The organism is Methanosarcina acetivorans C2A, from assembly GCF_000007345.1.
Classification (GTDB): Archaea; Halobacteriota; Methanosarcinia; order Methanosarcinales; family Methanosarcinaceae; genus Methanosarcina; species Methanosarcina acetivorans.
This window is the reverse complement of record NC_003552.1, coordinates 3244643-3265061: the sequence shown is the minus strand read 5'-3', so window position 1 is coordinate 3265061 and position 20419 is coordinate 3244643. Positions and strand designations below refer to the sequence as shown.

The following is a 20419-nucleotide window of genomic DNA, read 5'->3' as shown; positions in this document are numbered from 1 at the left end:
TTATGGGAAAAGGAAACATTGCAATAGATAAATCAATGATAAAAACGATAGTTGACGGCAAAATAATAATTCCTTTGCCAAAAGTTTTGGTTGAAAATCGATACTATCCTATGTTCTCTATATTCTCCCCTACTCAGTGTGATAGTTGTGGAAGTAAATTACATGTTAACTCTCATCACACTCGTTTTATTATATCACGTTACGGCACTATATCTCTCAATGTTACATACTGGCTTTGTCCCACTTGTAAGAAACATTATCATGATCGGGTTATTGGTGTTCAGGGTTCTGCAAATTACAGTTCTGAATATTATGATACACAAATAAATGTCAGATACGATGGACGATGCAGTCTGCACAATTCTCGGCGAATTGGGGAAACATATACAGAAGGAGTAATAAATGTCTGTGGAAGAGCTCCTTGTCCCACTTCATTGTGGTTATATGAACAGAAACTAGCAAAACTTTCAAAGCAAGAACTTTTGAACCAAGGAGTTAGCTTTGAAGAAACATTGTATGTTGATGGGAATTGGATCAAGAATGGATGGAAAAAAAAGCTTGAAGAATTTATTGGAACGAAACTCACAAAGAAAGAATGGAAAAAAATGCGATATAAATCTGTTTACGTTGTTGCTACCAAAGAGAAGGTCATTTTAGATTTTGAAGTAACTGAGAGGTTACCAACAATTGAGGCTCTGATGCCTCTTTTTATACGAATAAAGAACCGATTTCCTGAAGATAAAATCAAAAAGATTGTTTCTGATGAGGATAAAGCGATCATTGGAGCCGTAAAAATGGTCTTTCCTGAAGTGACTCATTCTTTTTGTGTGTTTCATCAATTAAAAAACGTTAGTAAGAGGTATTATGAGGAATTCAGTTCTGTTGAAGAGATTCCAGATAACGATAAGATTACCTACAATGAGATATCTCAATTGATACTTTCTGATACGGTTATCAGTGCTGTTGCGCATATTCAGAAGATACGAGAATTTAACTCTGATCTTGAACTTTCTGAAGCGTCTCATAAAGCGATTTCTTATGCCGAAGAGATTTTCAGCAAGAATGTGAGCTTCTTGAAAAAAGGTTTTACACCTGAGACAGATAATACAATGGAACAAATATTTTCTTTGATATGTGATATAGTAGACAAAGTAAGGTCATTCAAAACCGATAATGGACTAACTAATTTTTGTTACAATCTATTTACTTTTTTCAACAAACGGTGTTTCAGCACTGGAAAATGGAAAGGTTTCTCACCTTTAATGAGAGCAAGATTCCAATATGGATAATGCTAGAATTGGAGAATAATTAGTTCTTAAACTTGATGGCTTATAGCTGTAGCTGTCGGAAATTCCCACAAAAATAGTTCCACAATTTGGAAAATTTTGGTGGATGCTTGTGTGAATGAATCAACATTTTTAAATGAGTGAATTGATTTGCTCAAATTGGGATAAAATTTTGTGGTTGTCTTGAGATTGAAGAAAAACCAGAAAAAATTAAAAAGACTCTCACAGCAAGGTTTATCGTTTCAAGTCCAGGAATTCCTTTTGCCTCTTCCATAGCGATGAGTAAAAGGACGACTGATGCGAGCCCTCTCGGCCCGAACCAGCCCAGGAAGAGGACAGTTTCACGGTGCAGTTTCGTGCCTATCAGGTAGATTGCCACAGGGACAATTAGGATGACGGTAAGGCTCAGCACTGCATAAACTACTTCGGGAAAGCCGATATCCGGAAGCCTTGTGGCTGCTGCGACTCCGAAAATGAAGAAAACCGCAAGACTCAGGATGTTCCCTTCGGCTTCCGTAAAAATTATCTCTTCTTTCTCGACCTTTCTGCCCATAGCTTCACTTACCATGCCCGCTAAAAAAGCCGCCACGAATCCGCTTCCTCCCACCGTATCAGCCACAAGCCAGGAGATGACGGCAAGGGTCAGAAATCCTATTCTGTGGTAAAGTCCGGACGTCCAGCTGGCCTTTACGGCTCTTCTTGAAAGCCATTCCCCTAACAGGCCCAGGAAGATTCCCACCAGGGCTCCAAACCCTATATGTTCGATTGCCAGGGAGAAAATGGTACCTATCGGCTTGTTAAGTTCCTCTCCGTTAGCCAGCACAAGGAAGAAGATGAAGAACGGGATTGCACCTCCGTCATTGAGCCCGCTTTCGATGTTCAGGCCCTGCCGGATCCGGACAGGCACTTTGGGGTTGTTTACTATCAGCTGGCCCAGCCCGGCATCGGTCGGGGCAAGGATGGCGCCGAGAAGCGCAGCTTCGGCAAGGATCAGATCCGGGAAAAGAAATGCAGCAGTGGCAGCCCCTGCACCGATGGTAAGCGGCAGTCCAATGAGGAGGAGGCAGTTTTGCAGTCCTTCCCTCTGGCGCAGCACCCCAAGTTAGATCCTGGAAGCATCGGCAAACAGTGTGAGTACCAGTGCCACCTCAGCTACCTTGAGAACTGAAGGCAAAGAGCAATACTGAAAAGGCTATGACAAAGTTTGTGATTTCTGCTTCCATGGATGTCCTTCTGCTTTCGGGTTTTTCCGCGTATTCACTCTACAGGTACCCTGTTTTTCCCGCTCCCGGACGATTTATGCCAGCTTTTCAGCCCTCTTTCCCAGCTCTCCCCCTATAAACATAAGCAGGATGAGACCTGCCAGTGCCACTACCATGATCATGACCATCACGTCAGGGTCTGTGAAATTAAGTGCGGAAATTGCCAGAGCTGCCGAAAGGTTGCGCTGGGCAGTCCCTAAAGCAAGCACTCTTTTTACAGGTCCGGCAGACCCTCCGAGGAAATAGCCGATAATAAATGAAATAAGCAGGAAAACTGCTGCCGCAAGGACCGCGGTACTGCCTATAACGCTTATGAGGTCAGAGAGGTAGACTACAAAGAAAGCCACAAAAAGGACAAGCAGGGAAAGGTTAGTAGCCTGGGTCATCAGGGGCAGAAGCCCGCTGGCAATTTCCTCGTGCCTTGCCCGGATGAACAGGGCAAGAACAAGGGGAAGGAGCATCAGCAGAATGAGGGACTTTGCTATGTCCCAGGGGCTTATTGTAACCCCCGAGAGAAAAAGCGGAAGGACTATCGGGACGTAAAAAATGGTTACCACCATCAGGAGTACCATAAGCCCTACTGCAAAAGCAGTGTCCCCTTTTGCCACCTGTGCGAGCTTCGGCAGGAACGGGGCCCCTGCGGAAGTACCGAGCAGGAATAAGCCGATTGAAAGCCCTTCGGAAAGAGGAAAGATTAGCAATACCCCGAGAGCTAGCAAGGGGACCAGTATGAAATTGGCTGCCAGTGAAAGGATTACCAGCTTCCTGTTGCTCAGAGGAGCCAGAATCTGCTGCACTGTCAGGGAAAAACCCATCCCAAGCATACTGGTAAGCACGAAGATCAGTGTGCCAAGGACGCCTACAGTCTCAAGGAAATTCAAAAAAGAGGTGGTTTCAACCATTCTTTCCCCCTTCTCCCCCCTTCTTTCTTTTTCTTACAAAATCCCACGTCAGTCGTGGGCCATCTGGTCAAGTGCTACCGTAATTGTCAGGATCAGGGCGGCATCCTGTCCTGGAGAAACCTCTACCCCATAGGTATCTCTTATCCGAAACCACTTTTTGGAGACTTCTGCAACCTTTTCTCCCCCGGACTCGACCTTATATTCGTGGTCCAGGATATTGCCATGAGCCTCCATTTCAGACCCGTCCTCAAGATCCACTTTCCAGCGGTCGCGGAGAGGTGTGACCAGGGCTTTTTTGATCGTCGCAACGGTTCTGCCCTGTCCGTCCTCGATGTTCAGCGTATCCTTTATCCTTAGCAGCTTTTCTTTGAGCTTGTACAGATCGTGTCCCTGCACATCCTTGATGATCAGAGTGTCACGAATACGGAGGGCTTTGCCGTCAACATAAAATGCCCTTTCCCCAGCCTCATTTTCAATCCAGTAATCGTCCCCTATGGAAACGAGTTTTTCATGCATTTTGTAACGTTGTTTGCTTTCTGCTTTGTGGCTAACGGGACCGCCTGTGCTTTCACGATCCTTGAGTCTATCCCTTAATCGTCCCATTAAAAATCACTCCCTCTGTTTATTGTATTCCAGATATCTTCCCTTGCGGGTATTCTGTTTGTCCTGATACGGGATAGGGGGATAATCCCGGTTTGCCTCCCAGCCCGGGAAACTGTAGTAGCACTCGAACCTTCTCCCCATTATGGTCTAAACTGATGAGTCTTCGAATTTATCCAGGCCCGTTCCCCCTTCTGTATGTATACAATATGTAGAATATATATTTAAGTGGATTTATAATTTAAGATCAATTCATGAGCTTTTCCGATCACATATTCACTTTTTTCACTCACATTGCTTTCCTGTAAATTTCAATCACCTCTTCTTTTGAGAGCTCTCTTGGATTTGTAAGGTGGCAGACGTCCTGCATGGCATTTTCCGCCAGCAGTTCGAGGTCTTCCTCCCTGGCTCCGAGCTCTTTCAGACCCGAGGGAATTCCAATGTCAGCTGCAAGCTTTTTAATGGCAGCTATGGCTTTGTCTGCAGCTTCTTCCGGGCTCAGACCCTCAACTTTTTCTCCCATTGCCTTTGCAATATCGGCAAACCGTTCGGGACAGACTTCCTTGTTGTACATTTCCACATAGGGAAGGAGAATTGCATTGCAGATGCCGTGCGGGAGGTCATATAATCCGCCGAGCTGGTGGGCCATGGAGTGCACATAGCCAAGGCTAGCGTTATTGAAAGCAATGCCTGCAAGATATTCGGCATGAGCCATCATGTCTCTTGTCCTCACATCTCCCCCGTGGGCAACAGCTTCGGGCAGATATTTTGAGATTAGCTCGATTGCCTTGATAGCCGCCGCATCGGTGGTCGGAGTAGCAATAGTGGAAACATAAGCTTCAACTGCATGGGTAAGAGCATCCATTCCGGTTGCAGCCGTAAGCGCCGGTGGCATACTTACCATCAGTTCGGGGTCGTTAACTGCTACGTCGGGTGTGATGCGGGGATCAACGATTGCCATTTTGATGTGTCTTTTCGTGTCCGTAATAATTGTAAAACTCGTCATCTCACTTGCGGTGCCGGCGGTTGTATTTACCGTGATAAGCGGAGGGACACCCTTCGTGACCTTTCCGATGCCTTCGTAGTCGTTAATCTCCCCTCCGTTTTTAGCTACGATGCCGATGGCTTTTGCACAATCCATCGGGCTTCCACCTCCGACAGCAACGATCAGGTCACAGTTCTCTTTTTCGTATATTATTGCCCCTTCCATAACCGAACTGTCTGTCGGGTTCGGATCCGCTCCTGGAAAGATTGCTATTTTCAGCCCGGCGGTTTCAAGGATTTTCCGGATATCTCCTGCAAGTTCTTCTCCATGCCTGCTCCTTCCTGAAACGATCAGGGCTTTAGTACCCCCAAGCTCTTTTGCATGCTTGCCGATTTCTTTTACACAACCAGCCCCCATAAGAGCTACTTTCGGGTTCAGATAGGTATATGTCATGCTTCTCAACTCCTTTTGGCAACAGCTTTGTTTAACAACAGCTTCGTTTAACAACAGCTTTGTTTAACAACAGCTTCGTTTAACAACAGCTTCGTTTAACAACAGCTTCGTTTAACAACAGTTTTCAAATCCCCCTAAATTTATTAAAACTAAATTATTAATGGGAAAGGTTTCTTTTCCGGCAGCTAATAAAGTTTTGCACCGGAACAGGGTTTCTGAAAGCAACACTAGAAGTGCAGAGGCAAAAGGAAAAAAGCTTTTTCAACTCATACTATCAGTACTTTCTTGAATTATTAATCATAAGGAATATTTATTCTTCAGATTTTATATAACCCCTGTATATATTGGCCGGCAATGGAATTCAAATATAATAATCAAAACTAAGGATGGGAATCTGAACCCTGCAAAATCGTGTTATGGATGATAGAACCAACAATATGGTAGAACCAAAAATATGTAGAACCAACATTTTTGAAACTGACAGGTGTGTTCAAAATGTGTTCAGTTTATTTTTAAAAGCTTATTAATTCTAAATTTACCGCATTATCTTGGAGGGCAATATCCATGAATCAGACAAAAGATTCACTCGAACCAGCTACCAGAATATTTGTAGAAAAAATAAACAGAGAGAGTGACACTCCAGTCTACAAACTCTCCCCTAAAGACGCTTGTAAGGTTCTTTACGATTTGCAGGCTGCTGAAGTGGCAAAATTACCTGCGGACATTGAGAATCTAACCATTCCGGTAGGATCTGAGGGACAGGTTTCTATCAGGATAATAAGATCGGCAGGAAATAAGGAAATCTTACCTGTTGTAATGTACTTTCATGGCGCAGGCTGGATACTGGGGGATAAAGATACGCATGACCGGCTGGTTAGGGAAATCGCCAAAGGAGCAAATGCCGCGGTTGTATTTGTCAATTTAACGCTGTCTCCTGAGGCAAAATATTCTGTACAGATCGAAGAGGCATATGCTGCGACAAAATACATTGCAGAGAATGGGAAAGAATTCAACCTGGATACTTCAAGGCTTGCGGTTGCCGGCGACAGCGTAGGAGGAAATGTGGCGGCGGCCGTTTCACTCCTGGCAAAGGAGCGGGGCGGCCCAAAAATTGTTTATCAGGTGCTCTTTTATCCTGTTACCGATACAAATTTCGGCGCCCCATCGTATAGGAAGTATTCGACCGACATCTGGCTTACCCGTGAAGCGATGAAGTGTTTCTGGGACAATTATTTTTCCGAGAAGGAAGCGCGCAGGCAGCCGACAGCATTTCCATTAAAGGCTTCGGACGACCAGCTGAAGGGACAGCCTCCGGCTTTGCTCATCATCGATGAAAATGATGTGAGCCGTAACGCAGTCGAGGCATATACCCACAAGCTGATGCAAGCCGGGGTCGACGTCGTAACTGTTCGATACCTGGGAACAATACACGATTTCGTGATGCTGAACCTCCTTGGGGGCACACCCGCAGCCTGCAGTGCAATCGGCCTGGCGAATGAAAATCTCAGGAACATATTTTCCAGATCGTAATTCCGTAAAACCATAAAAGGGAAAGGAAGTTATTAAGAAGAAAACTCCAGGTAAGAAGAACCAGGTTACATCGGACATGCAAAAATTTGACTTTGAATTTACGGCAAATTGCGATACTGTCGAAGACCAGGCCAGTATTTTCCAAACGTACAGCTATTTAATAAATCAACCCCAATAAATATACATGAGTGGGGTCAGACTTGGAGCAGATTTTCTTTCAACATACGAAGAAGGAACAAAAAGAGAATGGGTTATAGGCAACGGGCTTGGAGGATATGCTTCTTCTACGGTCATAGGGGCAGGGACCAGGACTTACCACGGCCTGCTGGTAGCGGCTCCGGAGAATTTTCCGGGAAGACTTTTGCTGCTTTCTTCCCTTGATGAGGAGATCTCAATCGACAAAGAAGTATATAAACTTGCGACCCACAAATATCCGGACAATATCTCTCCTGAGGGCTTCAATTACCTTTCCGAATTCATTCGTAGCCCATTTCCCCTCTGGGTTTACCAGGCCGGGGATTTTACCTTAAAGAAAAAAGTCTTCATGGTTCATGGCAGTAACACAACTTATGTCCTCTATGATATAATTTCCAGAAAAGAGGGAGCTTTGCTAAAAATTTTCCCTCTGGTCAGCTCAAGAGATTTCAATCTCACTGCTCGTTCCGGATATCTTTCCTTTTATCAGAAAGCCGGTCCTGCGGGAGTGGAACTGGCAAGCTCTAATGGTTTTACTTTCTCACTTTCATCCAATCTCCAGTATCATCCTGATCCCATATGGTACTTTAACCTGGAATATGATACTGAGAAGAAACGGGGACTTAACTTTCAGGAAGATATCTTCAATCCGGGTTATTTTGAAAGCAAACTCGAACCGGGAGCTTCACGCTTTTTTGTCGCTGCTTCAACAAAAGATATTTCTTCTCTTACTCTCGAGCAAGTTGACAAACTCTATGTAAGGGAAGCAAATAGGCAGAATCTTCTTATTCTCGATTCGAAGCTTATCGAGTCCTTTGCTCTTAAGCTTCTCAGGGCGACCGACTCTTTTGTGGTTAAAAACCACGCCACAGGTGAAAATACGGTTATTGCAGGATATCACTGGTACTCTGACTGGGGAAGGGATTCCATGATTTCTCTGCCCGGCTTGCTTTTAATTCCTTATCGTTTCGAGGAGGCAAGGTCCGCTCTCAACAATTTCGCCCGGTACTGTCGAAGAGGACTGATCCCCAATACTTTCCCGGCTTTCGGAGGAGATCCGATTTATAATACAGTGGATGCTTCTCTCTGGTTTATTCATGCTCTGGATCGCTATTTCGCATATACGCAAGACTTCCTTTTCCTCTCGGATGTCTGGGATACCGTGAGCAGCATTATAGACAACTATTGTGCAGGCACGGATTTTGCAATCGGCATGGATTCTGATTATCTTATCTGGCAGGGGCCTCAGCTAACCTGGATGGATGCCAAAGTCGGGGAATGGGCAGTAACTCCAAGAGCAGGTAAAGCCTGTGAGGTAAATGCTCTCTGGTATAACGCTCTGAAAACCGCTTCTTACATGGGTACTCTTCTTGGCGAAGATATCTCCTCATATGAGACTCTTGCAGCAGGCGTTGCTTCGAATTTTGAAAACACTTTCTGGAACCCGGAATCTAACTGTCTCTTTGACCTCATACATCAGGATGAGGCGGGAAACCAGGTTAAAGACCCTGCAATCCGTCCCAATCAAATCTTTGCTGTTTCGCTTCCCTATACCATGCTTTCTCCTGAGAAAGAAAAAGCAATTGTAGACAGAGTTGAAAAAGATCTTCTGACACCCTTCGGGCTCAAAACTCTCTCGAGTGATCATCCTCTGTATAAAGGACAGTATCGTGGAGACGCTCTCACCAGAGATACGGCTTATCACAACGGGACAGTCTGGCCCTGGCTCCTCGGAGCCTATGTAAAAGCTTACCTGAAAGTCAATAATTCTTCGAAAAGCAGTCTTGAGGAAATGCGTGTTCTTCTTGAAGGCTTTGATGCGCACCTTGAGGTTGCAGGTATTGGCACAATTTCCGAAGTGTTCGATGGGGACTACCCCCACGCTCCAGGTGGTTCTATCGCCCAGGCCTGGAGCGTTGCAGAGATTCTCAGGGCATATGTGGAGGATGTACTCGGGATCAAACCTTGAAAAAGGTGAGTGTACTATTTCTGATAGAAACTCAATTGATGAAATCGCAATTGACAAAACTTCAACTCATAAATCTGCAAATGGTTAAAAATAATTGATAAAACTCCAAGTAGTAAATTAACCAAAAATTGAGACTGGCTTTTAAGTACTGAAAATACGTGCACTGAAAATTTAGAAAAAAAGAAAAAAGAAAGATTATGTAAAATTTTTTGGTCAAATCTGAAAAAACCTCTCAATGTTTGAAACATAGAGAGTTTTTGTGTTTGAGTTTTTCAGTACATGCTCTCGATAATTATAGACCTCTGTTCATTCTCCGGCTCCGAAGGCGGCTTTTAGTTTGCTTTCTTCGTCTTTTGAAAGGGAGGTGCGTACCACTTTTGGATTGTATTTGCTTAATTCCTCGAGAACCTTATCCTCAGTCCACTTTGAGATCAGCAGGAAGAGGGCAGATCCGCCCGGTTCAATAGTTTCGGCAACTTCATGAATGAAATCGTCATCGATTCCATAATCACTTAATTTGCCTGAAATGGCACCTGTTATTGCACCGATTGCCATTCCCAACCAGGGCATCCAGAAAAGCAAACCAATCAACATCCCCCAGAATGCTCCTCCCACCGTACCTGCGCCTACAAGGTTTACGGCCTGCTTTACCTTAACCTTACCATCGTGGTTGCGAACAACGACTGCAGCATCATCAAGGGTTATTAACTGTTCTTTTTGAAGCTTCTTGATCGCTTCATCCATTTCAGATGCACCTTTATCATCCGAAAAAGCAAAAACTATCAACTCACTCATTTTCAAGACCTCCTTTCTCATTTTATATTTATAAAAAATCTGATTTGTATGGTCTTAATTTACGAGAAATAGCTTACCATCTGAAATTTAATCGAAAGCAGCCTCCCGGAGAGAAACAGAAGGTTTGAAACGCACAGGTCGTTAAGTAACAGGCCGTTAAGTAATATTACATAAGCCTGTGAAGGATCCTTTTAGCTGGTCATTCCATTGGCGATCCCGGTTCCGAAAATCTCGTTTCCCCCTTGTCTATCACAGAAGCTACTCAGTATTAAAAATTATGCAATATTATATAGAGCTTTCGCACTTAAATATCAAAGTCAAGCGCCGGCTAGTCTGTAAAAGAAAACAAAGTGAAAATGCTTTTGGATAACTGTTAGTAGCTAACGATCCAGTTACGGCTGAAACAAGTCCAATCCCTTATCTAATGGATCTTACCTGTGAATTTGTACCGGATCAATTCGCACCTGGAAAAATTTCCCGCTTTATCTGTTTTTCCGGTATCTCCAGCTCCTGTAAAAGAGAAACCATCGAATCTACCATTTTCATCGGGCCGCATGTAAAGAACGTACGTTCCCGGTAATCCGGAATAAATTTTTTGACCATTTCGGCATTGATCCTTCCTGTGATTCCCTTCCAGTCCGGTCCGGGTCTTGTGATCGTGTCAATTATTTTTATGTTGGGGTTTTGCTTCTGCGCATTCTCAAGCTCTTCTTTGAAGGCTATATCATTCTCACTGCGGTTAGAGTAAAGCAGGATTATGCTGGTATTTAGCTTCTTATCGACCAGATATTTGATTATGCTCCGCAGCGGGGTTATACCTATACCGCCAGAGAGCATGCCTATATTCCTGTACTCCTCCCGGAAGGTGAACTCCCCAAAAGGTCCATTTATGGAAACCTGATCCCCCGGTTTCAGGGCTGCCAGAGCATTTGAGAAGGGATGGTCTGTCAGCTTCTTGGTAATTTCAAGAAACTCTTCAGTAGGGCTGCTAGAGAGCGTAAAAGGTTTCTTCATAGAGTCAGAACTGCCGCCCAAAATCAGGACTACGTACTAACCTGCAAGGTAGCTGAATCCCTGAGGTTTTTCGAATCGTACACTTTTTACATCAGGCGTCCTCTGGATGACTTCAATTACTCTGGTTTCAAAACGCATTTTTTCCTCAACACCAATAGTTATTTGAAGATTATATCTTCTACAAAAGAATAATAAAATAATATAAATCTGGACTCAGTCCCAAAATCTAGTGATAAAAGTAAGTGTAACATCACTACACAAAATTATAATCCTATAATTATGTAATGATGTTACGGCAGAAGCAATGGTGACTATAAATCTTACACTTAATAACTTTTCTGAGCTCCATGCTCTCTTAGACGTTTTTGGTTGTTTTGGAAACGATTATGAATATACTACACGAGGAATTTTTCGTAGAAAAATTCCTCCCGTCTGTTCAATTTGTAATACTCCAATGGTTCATAATGGCTATAATCCCCATACCAAAGACGGTCTTGGGGAAATCAACATTGGTCGGTATAAATGCTCAAACTGTGGTAGTACACACGAAGAAGATTATAGTTTTTGGGAAGATATGAAGACTTTACTTTTTGATACATTCAATGATTTTTTCCAGTTACTCAGATACCATAACGTTTCATATGATGGAATTTCTGATCTAATGGATTTCATATATCCAAGATCAAGAAGCACGATTTTTAGAGCATTCTACAAAGAAATGGAACAGGAAACTATTCCATATTCAGAAAATATACATATGGTGCATTATGACGAACAACATCCAAAAGAAGGAAGATGTCAGAAATACCGTTTAACTTTACTGGATGCAAAAGCTCAAAGAACGATAGCAGATGAACTTTTCAAAGATAAGAGTCCAGAAACCATCAAGAAATTTCTAAAGAAAAATCTTGATGCATCAGAGCCAGTGTTTATCGTTACGGATTTTGATAAGAGATACCCTGATATATTAAAGGAAATTTTTAGGGATAAGTTAGTCCATCAATATTGTTTGATGCATTTAAATAAGCTTATTGTTAATGATTTTCCAAAGAACACAACGATAGAACAGGAACTTTTGAAGTACAGGTTATTAAGTATATTTTATAATAGAGAGAATGAGATTAAATTTCTGCAAAAACTTCAATCTGAAGAACTCAACGTAATTAATAACAAAGAAAAGCATCAAGAATGGATTAAAAAAGCAAAAAAGGAATTTTGCCAGTATAGACATAAATTAAAGCTTGAAATCAGAAGAAAAAAGGAAAATCTTCCACGTAATAGTCTTGAAAAAGCAAAATATAACTTTGATAAATTAATGGAAAATATAAGAATATATGATGAAAAGGTTCAAAAACGATTGTGGATGATCAATAAACACTGGTTAAATCTTACTTTGTTCCATTATCTTCCAGGAGCGCCAGCGACAAATAACCCTATCGAAAGCTATTATTCAAAAAGTCTAAAAACGGATAACAAGAAGAAGTTTAGAACTGACAAAGGAATTGAAAATCGGATTAAACTTACTCAGATGAGAAGATTAAATTTACTTAAGAAACCACAAAAGTCATTTATGGAATTGTTCAGATTATTTTCTCCATTTAAGCTTTAGTAATATCTATTTTTGAGAGAGTAGTTCAGAATGACATAGCGGAGCGTGTCGATTTTAGTCAATAGGTTCAGTGAAAAATTACAGAAGTAAAAGAATTCTTTGGCAGAAACGCCAAAAAAATTGTTTCTCAAGGGTTATATTACAGTTTATTTAGGAAGTTAGCAGAGAAATTGAAGTTTAAAGGATGGAAAAAAATGAGAAATCACTAAATTATGGAATTGTGTCTTTTTGCTCTTAATTTTATTAATTTATATGAATTGAAGGGTTTTAAAGCCTTATATTGCGAATAAAATCTGTATCAAGCTTTAAATCCTTAATTTATCTCTTTATTTCCCTTTTTGCAAAAAGTATGCTTATATATTCTCCAATCTTAATAAAGTAACAATTGAATAATTTAAATGGAGGGTTTCATATGGGAAAATTTAATAAAGTAATTCTCTACGGATCATACATAACTATCATACTTATTATATTTAGTACTCTGTCGCCAGTAGCTCTTGCCAGGAGCGGAAATGGGGCAAGTAAAAATGCTGATGTACAGTCACCGGGGACCATTCAAGCCAGGGTCAAGGACAAAATCCAGGAAAGAAATCTAACCGAGCAAATAAATCAAACCGAGAATGGAACTCTTGTACGAGAACAGCTGCGTGAAATAACTCTGGAAAGGGTACAGATAAAAGAACAGCTCAAGATCCAGAAAAGTAGTTATCAAAGCTCAAAACAAAATTTCCTCCAGATCAGAACCAAGCTAAGGTCCGGAAATTACAATGACGAAGATCTGGACACTGCAAGGACGTATCTCAACTCAAGCATTGATTATATGATAACCAATCTTGAAAAAGTGCGGTATAACCTTGAGCAGTCAAACGGCAGTGGTACTGAAGCCAGAATTGCCGCCATTGATGAAAGGATACACCAGCTTGAGGAAGAAAAAGAAGCTATTGGAAGTGCATCAGACGTTGAAGAACTCTCAATTGCAGCAAATTCCGTACGTGGCACCTGAAATAATGCAAAAAACAGCACAATTACCGAAACCGGAAAAACTGTCAGTGAGAGGATAGACCAGTTCCTTGACAAATCCGAAGATATCGCCGGAAGGCTCGAAAGTGAAATAACTGCAGTGAACGAAACCGGTGTTGAGACTGCAGAACTTGAGGCAAAACTTGCTGATTACAACGAACTGATGGACTCTGCCAGAGAAAAGAAGGAAGCGGCCGAAGAAATCTTTGATAAAGAGGATGCTACTCAGGAAGAACTGGACGAAGCAAATGAATACCTGCAAGATGCTCTCGAAGATATACGTGACGCAAACGAAATTTTGAAAGAAATCTTCAGTGAACTGGAACCCTACAGGGAACAGTACAGGCTCGAAGAACAAAACCAGGAAAATGCTCAAATCAATGGCGAGGAAGTAGACGACAGCGCAGATGATGAAGCAGAAGACGAAAAGGATACTGAAGAAGAAAATGCAGAAGACGAAGAGGATACTGAAGAAGAAAATGCAGAAGACAAAGAATATGCTGAAGAAGATACAGAAAGTGCTATGACTCCGAATTCCACTGAGGAAATTAACCGTTAAGGGGGCAAAAAAATGGTAAAATTCAGATATTTGTTTGTCCTGTCAATTTTATTTTTCTGGCTTGCAGGGTCAGGTTGCGTTGGAAATGACACTTCCGATACGGAGGGGGCAGGTATAGTCCCGGGTATTTCAGAAGCAGAAGAAAACACCTCCGCAGAACAGGTCATTACTGAAGAAGAAATTCAGGAATTAGAAGAAAATATTTCAGAACTTGAAGACCTGCTCTCGAATTCAACCATTGAAGAAGAAATAATTGTTGAAGACCTGTAAGAATGGAAAAAATATTCTCTGAAAACTGCTCTAAAAAAAGACGTTCTTATTTGAAGAACATCTTTTCCTTATTTTTAATTTTCTGGAGTTCTTCTTCAAGAATCTCTAACCTTGATTCGAGCTCATGCATATCTTTTCTGGTGAAGACATCGGCCTTTGAGATAGCTTCTTGCATCTTGTCAGATATTTTCTTCTCGAGGTCAACCCTCTGCTTCCTGCTCTCTTCAAGCACGTCCTGAACAACTTTTTTTCCTTCTTCCTTGCTGATATCCCCTTTGTCGACCAGGTCTTTTACGAGCTCATTTACTCTTTCTTCGGTCATTGCCCACAGGCCGGCCCCTATGAGCCCAAGTTTTCGAACGGATTCTTTCATTATAAGCACTCACCCTAAATCATTAAACTGAAAATATCTGGGTTTGAATGATGATACTTTACTAAAAACTGATAATATATTAAAGGCGATGATGTATTAAAAATACTATTGGTTAAAAATACCTTTGTTAAAATCTGTTTACAATGCTTTTGGCAACCTCCCGGCTCGCTTGAAAAATGCAAAATGAGCCAAATGATTCCTTTTTTACTATCCTATAATTCAAATTAAGGGTCCATGGAAAAAATTAAAAAAAGATTTTTTAGCCAGCTTGAATGCCAACCAGATGTGAGCCTTCAATCCACACCCGGCATCAGGTTCTTCTTGCCATAATGCTTTCGCAAATATTGGCCCTCCGTCGTTCGGGTAAGTAACCTGACAGGCATCAATCCGGTCCCAGGCCCAGACTTCCACTTTTGAGATCGGCTCTTTGGGTGCTGAGGGAAGTTTAATGCCCCGCTGTTGTCAGCTGTTCCCACTGCATCCGAATAAATCTCTCGAGAGAGATATACTTCGGCAGGCGTGGGATATTTCACAGGATCGAAATACTGCCACATGTCCTTGAAATCCAGAACATCGAGAGTCATTTCCCGGACATATCTGTTTACCGTATTAAAGGGCTCAGTGTAATGTTTATTGCTGGGAGCATTTTTCTGAGTATCCTGTAAGCCATCACTGTAAGTCTTTTCGGTGTATTCTATGTAAGAACCGATCGTGTCTACTATTTGCTCCCGGGTATGCTGCTGTATTTCCTCGTTCCACCCCCAGCTGAAGCCGTATAAAGCCCCATCTCGAAGAAGGGTCAGGTGCATGTTCGCTTGCGTAAAGAGCGGCAGCAAGAGCAGTTCGTAACCCTGGGACTGAAAGTGTGGGAGCTGCTGGAGAAAGTCCCCGAGTGCAACATTGTATTTTCAGATATGTACGTCTGGCTCTGGGAGCTCTGTACGGCCCACAGGTATTAGTCCAGATTATTTTTCAAGCCTTCCAGGTCTTCCTGAACTTGCTGGTAAACCAGATCGTTGATTTTCTAGTCTACGAGTGCTTCCACCTGATCCTTGATTTCCGACCACACATTCTCCTGCGAATCCGGCCAAAAAATCTCTACAAGAACACTGAGCGCAAAAACCACTCCCGGAATTTCTCCGAGAGCTGTGGATATAACCATTCTTGCAGCGTTATTGTAATCGAAATCATAGTCTGCCTGGGCAGAATAAAGCGTGTATTCAGGAGCATCCTTTCTGACTAAGGTTTCTAGCACAATCTGGTTTTCAGTCACGATATTTTCTCCTTTAATTTCTTTTATTTCAAGGCATTTTTCCAGGACTTCTTCTGGAGACTTTTTCTTCTGGAGACCGGTTTATCGGTACTTTGAGAGTTGCAGTTTTGCAGAAACATAGTTGTAATTCTCATTCTGTTTCTTCTACAATGTTGCACATGCTAACAAAACAAAAAGCAATGGTTATAGCACCTGCAATCCATCATACTAAATAAATTTTAGTGTACTACATGTGCAACTATCTAATTTTTTAAACTGTGTTTTTTACAACAGAAGTTTTTCCAATCTTGGAAGGCACTCCTTCAAAGTATTAGTCTCTTTCATGAAGCAGAAACTATTTGCAGTTCAATTTTGGATTCAGTAATTCATGCATTGAGATCCGTGAAAGGCTGTTTTCAGGGAGTAAAATATTTAAAACAGTAAGACATTTTTCAATATTAATGATCTATCTTTTTCCAGGATAATTCTTATTTATTTTTAAATGTTCGGATGACGAGGTAAATGTTTTTGATTGGAAAATTTATCAATTCAATTATTAATATTGTTTTAATGATTGCCATTTTCAATTTTGCACTTTTGGTACTTTCTGTCTTTGTAGCAGGATCTATTACCGGAGAAGAAGTTTTAAGCGCTTCAATAGGAAGGTACAATGACATTGATGAAAGTGTTATGTTCACGGAAAACGAAGAGGTAACTTTTATTCTTTCAACAACGGCAATTGCCCAAACAGAACTGTTGGACATCACTATTGTTGACCCACAAAACAAAGAATACTTCTGGAAAAAAGGTTTTGGAGGATATGAAAAACCCGGAGAACATTCACAATTCTTTATGGTGTTTACCCTAAAATCGTCAGGAATGTATCAGGTAAGAATAAGCAATGCAGATTTTGATACGAAAGTCAAGCTGGTTTCAGGAATGACACGCCCACCAGACCAGCCTTTCTTTTTAACAACACTGATCCTTTCAATTGTACTTCTGTTCATTGGAGCCATATTATTTGGAAATTCGAAAAGAAAGGTCCCTCTTATCCCTGGGCTTCCCGTATACAGGACAGTGACAACCGGCAAGAACAGAATGAGAAGATTTACAGGTTTTCAAGCTCTTATCGCACTTTCGGCGAGCCTTTGTATAGTATATAATGTAGCCTTTTCAGGATTCCCGTTAAATTTCTGAGTAATCAAAAGCAGGCCCGTTTTGAAGGGTAAAAGGCTTAAGGCTCTTCAGGCCGGGTTGAATTTGCTGAATTGCATCCTGAAATTCGGAGCATTTTTTCTCGGGCAGGTTAAAAGCCTGTATGAATAGTAAGAGTTTGTACTGGCGCGTAGCTGGCTATTTTTTGTGCATCGGTTGACACCACTTTACCAATCCCACTTTCCCTCACCGAACAGCAAGAAATAGTCCGGCGTGTTGATGCCCTTTTTGCCTTTGCAGACCCAATAGAAGCAAAAGTTACAGTGGCAAGAGAAAAAAACAGAAAAACTAAGGCAGTCCATTCTTGCAAAGGCATTTTCAGGCGAACTTGTTGAAACAGAGACTGAGATTGCAAGAAAGGAAGGCAGGGATTATGAGACGGCGGAGGTTTTGCTTGAGAGGATAAAGGAGGAGAGGGGGGAAGGGGGGGAAAAAAAGATAATAATAGATCTAGCCGGGGATTTCATGTCCATAATCATTTAATACATTGAATAATCATTCATTATATTGAATGATCAACGAATTCAGTAAATTTGTTGGAAACAAAATCCTGGGATGGTTTCTTTCTCATCCTACCGCTTCGGTGAACATAAATGAGCTTGCCCGTGAACTTGAGGTCTCACCTGGCAGCGTTAAGAGGTTCGCCGATATGTTTTATAGAGAACATATAGTGGATATGGAAAAGGTTGGTACAGCGCATATGTTTACTCTTAACAATTCCAGCCATGTAGTGAAGGAACTAAAAAAGACTTTTATAGTGCTGAAACTGTGGGAAGAAAAGCTGGAAAAACTGGCTCCAAATGCGGTTTCTCTTGCAGTATATGGGAGTATGGCATCGGGAAACTTTGATGAAAAAAGTGATATAGACGTTCTGGTAATTGGAACAGAGCAGGACGTTGATTACACTCTTGTCCCGGAAATTGAAACAAAAGTTGGGCACGAGCTTCAAGTGACTGTTATCCCTTACTATGAATGGGAGAATCGAAAGGGAAAGGGTGATATTTTTGTCCTTAGCGTACTTGCCAAACATATTCTCTTTGCGGGTGCAGAACTATGAACTGGAAGGATTGTGAAGCCGAAAAACTGATCAAGCAGGCTTCCCGAGCCAGGGAAAGGGTACCCGTATCATTATCGATAGCAGAGCGTTTTCTGCATTCAGCACAAAAGAATCTGGAAATTGAAGAGTATGAGATGGTGCAACTGGCTGCATACAACAGCGCATTCCATAGTGCTAGAGCTTTACTATTTTCAAAAGGCTACACAGAACGGAGCCATTCCTGTCTCGGCATCGCACTTAATCATTTATATAAAGAAGAGTTTGACCTTCTAAAACTCATCAACATCTTCGATAAGATGCGTGTCTCTAGTCACAATGTCCAGTATGGTGGAACCTTCGTTACTTTTGAAGAAGCCTCATTTTCCATAAGCTTTGCAGAAGAAATGCATCATACTGCCTCTGAAATCCTGCAGTCGTATTAATGGATTTTTTGAAGCGTTTACATGCACTTTGCCGACTATTCTATTGAAGCAAAAGTTGCAGCGGCAAGAGAAAAAACGGAAAAACTGAGGCAGTCCATTCTTGCAAAAGCATTTTCACGCGAACTTGTTGAGACAGAGGCTGAGATTGCAAGAAGAGAAGGCCGGGATTATGAGACGGCGGAGGTTCTGCTTGAGAGGATAAAGGAGGAGAGAAGGAAGGGTGGGAAGAAACGACAATTCAGTTGGCTGTTTTTGAATCCAATCTCTTTTTTACTATTCTGAAAAAGCCGTCCGCCTCGCTCTGCTCTGCGGCCGGTGAAAGCCCCGGTACCTAGAAAGCAATCCAAATAAAAACACCAATTTCTCCAATTCACCAGTTACACAACCGCTGCAGCCCCTCATCCTCTCCGGTCACTCCTGTGGTGTATCCTTTTCCTCTCGTGTCCTCAAACTGCACAATGCGCCGGGAACTGAAGAATAAATCCATTGTAAAAGAGCTGAAACAAAAAATTAATCTTCTTCAAGTAACCAGTACCATAAAGGCATATACCTTATCCTCTTCCCGTCAACAACCTCCTCGTCAAAGATATCAGATGTGATGATCCCTTCTTTTATCCACTATACAACCTACCATAATTTTATAAGTAGAATTAATATGTATATTAAATCGATTAATATGGTGAAATTCTTAAAGAGGTTTACTAATGGATGAAAAATTCTACTCAAATGTGAATATTCTCGATTCCATTGAAAAAGACGGCTTCAAAGTTGAAATTCTTGAATGTAATCACCTTAAAGGAAGCAAAGACGCAGCCCTCGCAGAAGATTTATTTTATATAAAAAATGCGGGGATGTCCCTGAAGATGGTCAAGGTAACCCTTGAAAATAGTGGCCTTATTACCGAATCAGGGGCTCTCTATTTCCATAAAGGGAATATTGAATGCACCTCAGGTATGGGAGGGGTTGGCGGACTTGCTAAAAAGCTTATCAAAAGCAAGCTCACCAATGAATCTACTTTTAAACCCGTATACAAAGGGACAGGAGAAATCTTTCTTGAGCCTTCTTTTAGCCACTACGTTCTAATGCATCTGGAAAACGAGTCAATAGTCGTGGACAAAGGGATTTTTTACTGCTGTGAAGAGGGAATGGAAATCGGGGTAGCATCGCAGAAAAATCTGTCATCCGGATTACTGGGAGGAGAAGGCTGGTTCCAGACACAAATTAGCGGTACGGGCGCCGTGGTTCTTGAAATCCCCATTCCGATGGAAGAAGTGCTTAAGTACAAACTTGATAACGAAAGAATCCAGGTTGATGGGAATTTTGCCCTTCTCCGTTCGGGTTCGGTAGCCTACAGTGTTCAACGGTCAAGCAAACAGTTATTCGGTTCCATGACAAGTGGAGAAGGCCTGCTCCAGACATTTGAAGGCACCGGACAGGTATGGCTCGCTCCAACCCAGCCCGTCTACAACCGCCTTAAACACAATGGAATTCCCCAGCTGGCAACTGCGGGAAAGAATATAGATAACTCTATATAAAATATAAACATTTAATGAAATTAAAGTGCTCAATTTTCAGAATTTCCTTTTATTTATTATTATTTTTTTCCATTTTGTTCAATTGTTTCCTTCCTCGGGATTAATCATCCTTATCA

General features: G+C 41.8%; 23 protein-coding genes. 13 read left to right on the top strand and 10 right to left on the bottom strand.

Annotated features, from left to right (window positions below; genetic code table 11):
• Positions 1-2: 2 nt before the first annotated feature.
• Entirely contained in the window at positions 3-1289 is a 1287-nt protein-coding gene (locus MA_RS13720; protein WP_011020086.1) for a transposase, read from the top strand.
• Positions 1290-1440: 151 nt separating this feature from the next.
• On the opposite strand, the gene MA_RS13715 is transcribed toward MA_RS13720, so the two are convergent.
• The 5 genes from MA_RS13715 to MA_RS13700 all read right to left on the bottom strand — a co-directional run bounded on the left by MA_RS13715 (position 1441) and on the right by MA_RS13700 (position 5488).
• Positions 1441-2382: a cation:proton antiporter gene (locus tag MA_RS13715; protein WP_011022594.1), complete on the bottom strand. Its 942-nt coding sequence runs from the start codon at positions 2380-2382 to the stop codon at positions 1441-1443.
• A gap of 201 nt (positions 2383-2583) precedes the next feature.
• The gene (locus MA_RS13710; RefSeq protein ID WP_011022593.1) at positions 2584-3450 is read right to left on the bottom strand and encodes a bile acid:sodium symporter family protein; all 867 of its coding nucleotides are present in this window, start codon (positions 3448-3450) and stop codon (positions 2584-2586) included.
• A gap of 48 nt (positions 3451-3498) precedes the next feature.
• Positions 3499-4053, bottom strand: coding sequence for an LURP-one-related/scramblase family protein (locus tag MA_RS13705; protein WP_011022592.1), 555 nt, complete (start codon positions 4051-4053; stop codon positions 3499-3501).
• A 6-nt stretch (positions 4054-4059) separates the two neighbouring features.
• Positions 4060-4194: a hypothetical protein gene (locus MA_RS29440; RefSeq protein WP_281085466.1), complete on the bottom strand. Its 135-nt coding sequence runs from the start codon at positions 4192-4194 to the stop codon at positions 4060-4062.
• A 145-nt stretch (positions 4195-4339) separates the two neighbouring features.
• Positions 4340-5488 (bottom strand): iron-containing alcohol dehydrogenase, encoded by a 1149-nt coding sequence (locus MA_RS13700; protein WP_048065465.1) that lies wholly within the window; start codon positions 5486-5488, stop codon positions 4340-4342.
• Between the two features lie 564 nt (positions 5489-6052).
• On the opposite strand from MA_RS13700, the gene MA_RS13695 reads away from it, so the two are divergent.
• Both MA_RS13695 and MA_RS13690 read left to right on the top strand, forming a co-directional pair.
• Positions 6053-7018, top strand: coding sequence for an alpha/beta hydrolase (locus MA_RS13695; protein WP_011022590.1), 966 nt, complete (start codon positions 6053-6055; stop codon positions 7016-7018).
• A gap of 184 nt (positions 7019-7202) precedes the next feature.
• Entirely contained in the window at positions 7203-9182 is a 1980-nt protein-coding gene (locus MA_RS13690) for an amylo-alpha-1,6-glucosidase (RefSeq protein ID WP_011022589.1), read from the top strand.
• A 306-nt stretch (positions 9183-9488) separates the two neighbouring features.
• On the opposite strand, the gene MA_RS13685 is transcribed toward MA_RS13690, so the two are convergent.
• Entirely contained in the window at positions 9489-9977 is a 489-nt protein-coding gene (locus MA_RS13685) for a DUF1269 domain-containing protein (protein WP_048065464.1), read from the bottom strand.
• A gap of 453 nt (positions 9978-10430) precedes the next feature.
• A complete protein-coding gene (locus MA_RS13680) occupies positions 10431-10991 on the bottom strand; it encodes a ferredoxin--NADP reductase (RefSeq protein ID WP_226990597.1) in 561 nt (186 codons plus the stop codon).
• A gap of 304 nt (positions 10992-11295) precedes the next feature.
• Between MA_RS13680 and MA_RS13675 the strand changes: the two genes are divergently transcribed.
• From MA_RS13675 to MA_RS13665, 4 genes are all read left to right on the top strand, one after another.
• Positions 11296-12600 (top strand): ISNCY-like element ISMac19 family transposase, encoded by a 1305-nt coding sequence (locus MA_RS13675; RefSeq protein ID WP_011022587.1) that lies wholly within the window; start codon positions 11296-11298, stop codon positions 12598-12600.
• Positions 12601-13012: 412 nt separating this feature from the next.
• On the top strand, positions 13013-13603 hold the full coding sequence (locus tag MA_RS28210) for a hypothetical protein (RefSeq protein WP_193589504.1): 591 nt from the start codon (positions 13013-13015) through the stop codon (positions 13601-13603).
• 117 nt (positions 13604-13720) lie between these two features.
• A complete protein-coding gene (locus MA_RS28205) occupies positions 13721-14179 on the top strand; it encodes a hypothetical protein (protein WP_193589503.1) in 459 nt (152 codons plus the stop codon).
• Positions 14180-14191: 12 nt separating this feature from the next.
• Entirely contained in the window at positions 14192-14449 is a 258-nt protein-coding gene (locus MA_RS13665) for a hypothetical protein (protein WP_048065463.1), read from the top strand.
• Between the two features lie 46 nt (positions 14450-14495).
• Here MA_RS13665 and MA_RS13660 read toward each other — a convergent pair whose 3' ends face one another.
• Positions 14496-14822, bottom strand: coding sequence for a phasin family protein (locus MA_RS13660; RefSeq protein WP_048065462.1), 327 nt, complete (start codon positions 14820-14822; stop codon positions 14496-14498).
• 293 nt (positions 14823-15115) lie between these two features.
• Positions 15116-15631, bottom strand: a complete 516-nt coding sequence (locus tag MA_RS13655; protein WP_011022585.1) for an insecticidal delta-endotoxin Cry8Ea1 family protein — start codon at positions 15629-15631, stop codon at positions 15116-15118.
• A 6-nt stretch (positions 15632-15637) separates the two neighbouring features.
• On the opposite strand from MA_RS13655, the gene MA_RS27095 reads away from it, so the two are divergent.
• A complete protein-coding gene (locus tag MA_RS27095; RefSeq protein ID WP_157860238.1) occupies positions 15638-15781 on the top strand; it encodes a hypothetical protein in 144 nt (47 codons plus the stop codon).
• Between the two features lie 65 nt (positions 15782-15846).
• On the opposite strand, the gene MA_RS13650 is transcribed toward MA_RS27095, so the two are convergent.
• Entirely contained in the window at positions 15847-16095 is a 249-nt protein-coding gene (locus tag MA_RS13650; protein WP_011022584.1) for a hypothetical protein, read from the bottom strand.
• A 507-nt stretch (positions 16096-16602) separates the two neighbouring features.
• Here MA_RS13650 and MA_RS13645 point away from each other — a divergent pair.
• From MA_RS13645 to MA_RS13625, 5 genes are all read left to right on the top strand, one after another.
• Positions 16603-17271, top strand: a complete 669-nt coding sequence (locus MA_RS13645) for a hypothetical protein (RefSeq protein WP_048065461.1) — start codon at positions 16603-16605, stop codon at positions 17269-17271.
• A gap of 529 nt (positions 17272-17800) precedes the next feature.
• On the top strand, positions 17801-18346 hold the full coding sequence (locus MA_RS13640; RefSeq protein WP_011022582.1) for a nucleotidyltransferase domain-containing protein: 546 nt from the start codon (positions 17801-17803) through the stop codon (positions 18344-18346).
• Entirely contained in the window at positions 18343-18768 is a 426-nt protein-coding gene (locus MA_RS13635; RefSeq protein ID WP_011022581.1) for a HEPN domain-containing protein, read from the top strand. Before MA_RS13640 ends, MA_RS13635 begins: the two co-directional genes overlap by 4 nt.
• A gap of 21 nt (positions 18769-18789) precedes the next feature.
• The gene (locus MA_RS13630) at positions 18790-19050 is read left to right on the top strand and encodes a hypothetical protein (RefSeq protein ID WP_011022580.1); all 261 of its coding nucleotides are present in this window, start codon (positions 18790-18792) and stop codon (positions 19048-19050) included.
• Positions 19051-19472: 422 nt separating this feature from the next.
• Complete coding sequence (locus tag MA_RS13625) at positions 19473-20303, top strand: AIM24 family protein (RefSeq protein WP_011022579.1); 831 nt, start codon at positions 19473-19475, stop codon at positions 20301-20303.
• Positions 20304-20419: the final 116 nt, after the last annotated feature.

Excerpts from the sequence above, each read along its gene's own strand:
- MA_RS13720 (WP_011020086.1), top strand. The coding sequence starts at position 3 with ATGGGAAAAGGAAACATTGCAATAGATAAATCAATGATAAAAACGATA.
- MA_RS13710 (WP_011022593.1), bottom strand. The coding sequence starts at position 3,450 with ATGGTTGAAACCACCTCTTTTTTGAATTTCCTTGAGACTGTAGGCGTC.
- MA_RS13705 (WP_011022592.1), bottom strand. The coding sequence starts at position 4,053 with ATGGGACGATTAAGGGATAGACTCAAGGATCGTGAAAGCACAGGCGGT.
- MA_RS29440 (WP_281085466.1), bottom strand. The coding sequence starts at position 4,194 with ATGGGGAGAAGGTTCGAGTGCTACTACAGTTTCCCGGGCTGGGAGGCA.
- MA_RS13700 (WP_048065465.1), bottom strand. The coding sequence starts at position 5,488 with ATGACATATACCTATCTGAACCCGAAAGTAGCTCTTATGGGGGCTGGT.
- MA_RS13695 (WP_011022590.1), top strand. The coding sequence starts at position 6,053 with ATGAATCAGACAAAAGATTCACTCGAACCAGCTACCAGAATATTTGTA.
- MA_RS13690 (WP_011022589.1), top strand. The coding sequence starts at position 7,203 with ATGAGTGGGGTCAGACTTGGAGCAGATTTTCTTTCAACATACGAAGAA.
- MA_RS13685 (WP_048065464.1), bottom strand. The coding sequence starts at position 9,977 with ATGAGTGAGTTGATAGTTTTTGCTTTTTCGGATGATAAAGGTGCATCT.
- MA_RS13680 (WP_226990597.1), bottom strand. The coding sequence starts at position 10,991 with ATGAAGAAACCTTTTACGCTCTCTAGCAGCCCTACTGAAGAGTTTCTT.
- MA_RS13675 (WP_011022587.1), top strand. The coding sequence starts at position 11,296 with ATGGTGACTATAAATCTTACACTTAATAACTTTTCTGAGCTCCATGCT.
- MA_RS28210 (WP_193589504.1), top strand. The coding sequence starts at position 13,013 with ATGGGAAAATTTAATAAAGTAATTCTCTACGGATCATACATAACTATC.
- MA_RS13665 (WP_048065463.1), top strand. The coding sequence starts at position 14,192 with ATGGTAAAATTCAGATATTTGTTTGTCCTGTCAATTTTATTTTTCTGG.
- MA_RS13660 (WP_048065462.1), bottom strand. The coding sequence starts at position 14,822 with ATGAAAGAATCCGTTCGAAAACTTGGGCTCATAGGGGCCGGCCTGTGG.
- MA_RS13655 (WP_011022585.1), bottom strand. The coding sequence starts at position 15,631 with ATGCACCTGACCCTTCTTCGAGATGGGGCTTTATACGGCTTCAGCTGG.
- MA_RS13640 (WP_011022582.1), top strand. The coding sequence starts at position 17,801 with ATGATCAACGAATTCAGTAAATTTGTTGGAAACAAAATCCTGGGATGG.
- MA_RS13635 (WP_011022581.1), top strand. The coding sequence starts at position 18,343 with ATGAACTGGAAGGATTGTGAAGCCGAAAAACTGATCAAGCAGGCTTCC.
- MA_RS13630 (WP_011022580.1), top strand. The coding sequence starts at position 18,790 with ATGCACTTTGCCGACTATTCTATTGAAGCAAAAGTTGCAGCGGCAAGA.
- MA_RS13625 (WP_011022579.1), top strand. The coding sequence starts at position 19,473 with ATGGATGAAAAATTCTACTCAAATGTGAATATTCTCGATTCCATTGAA.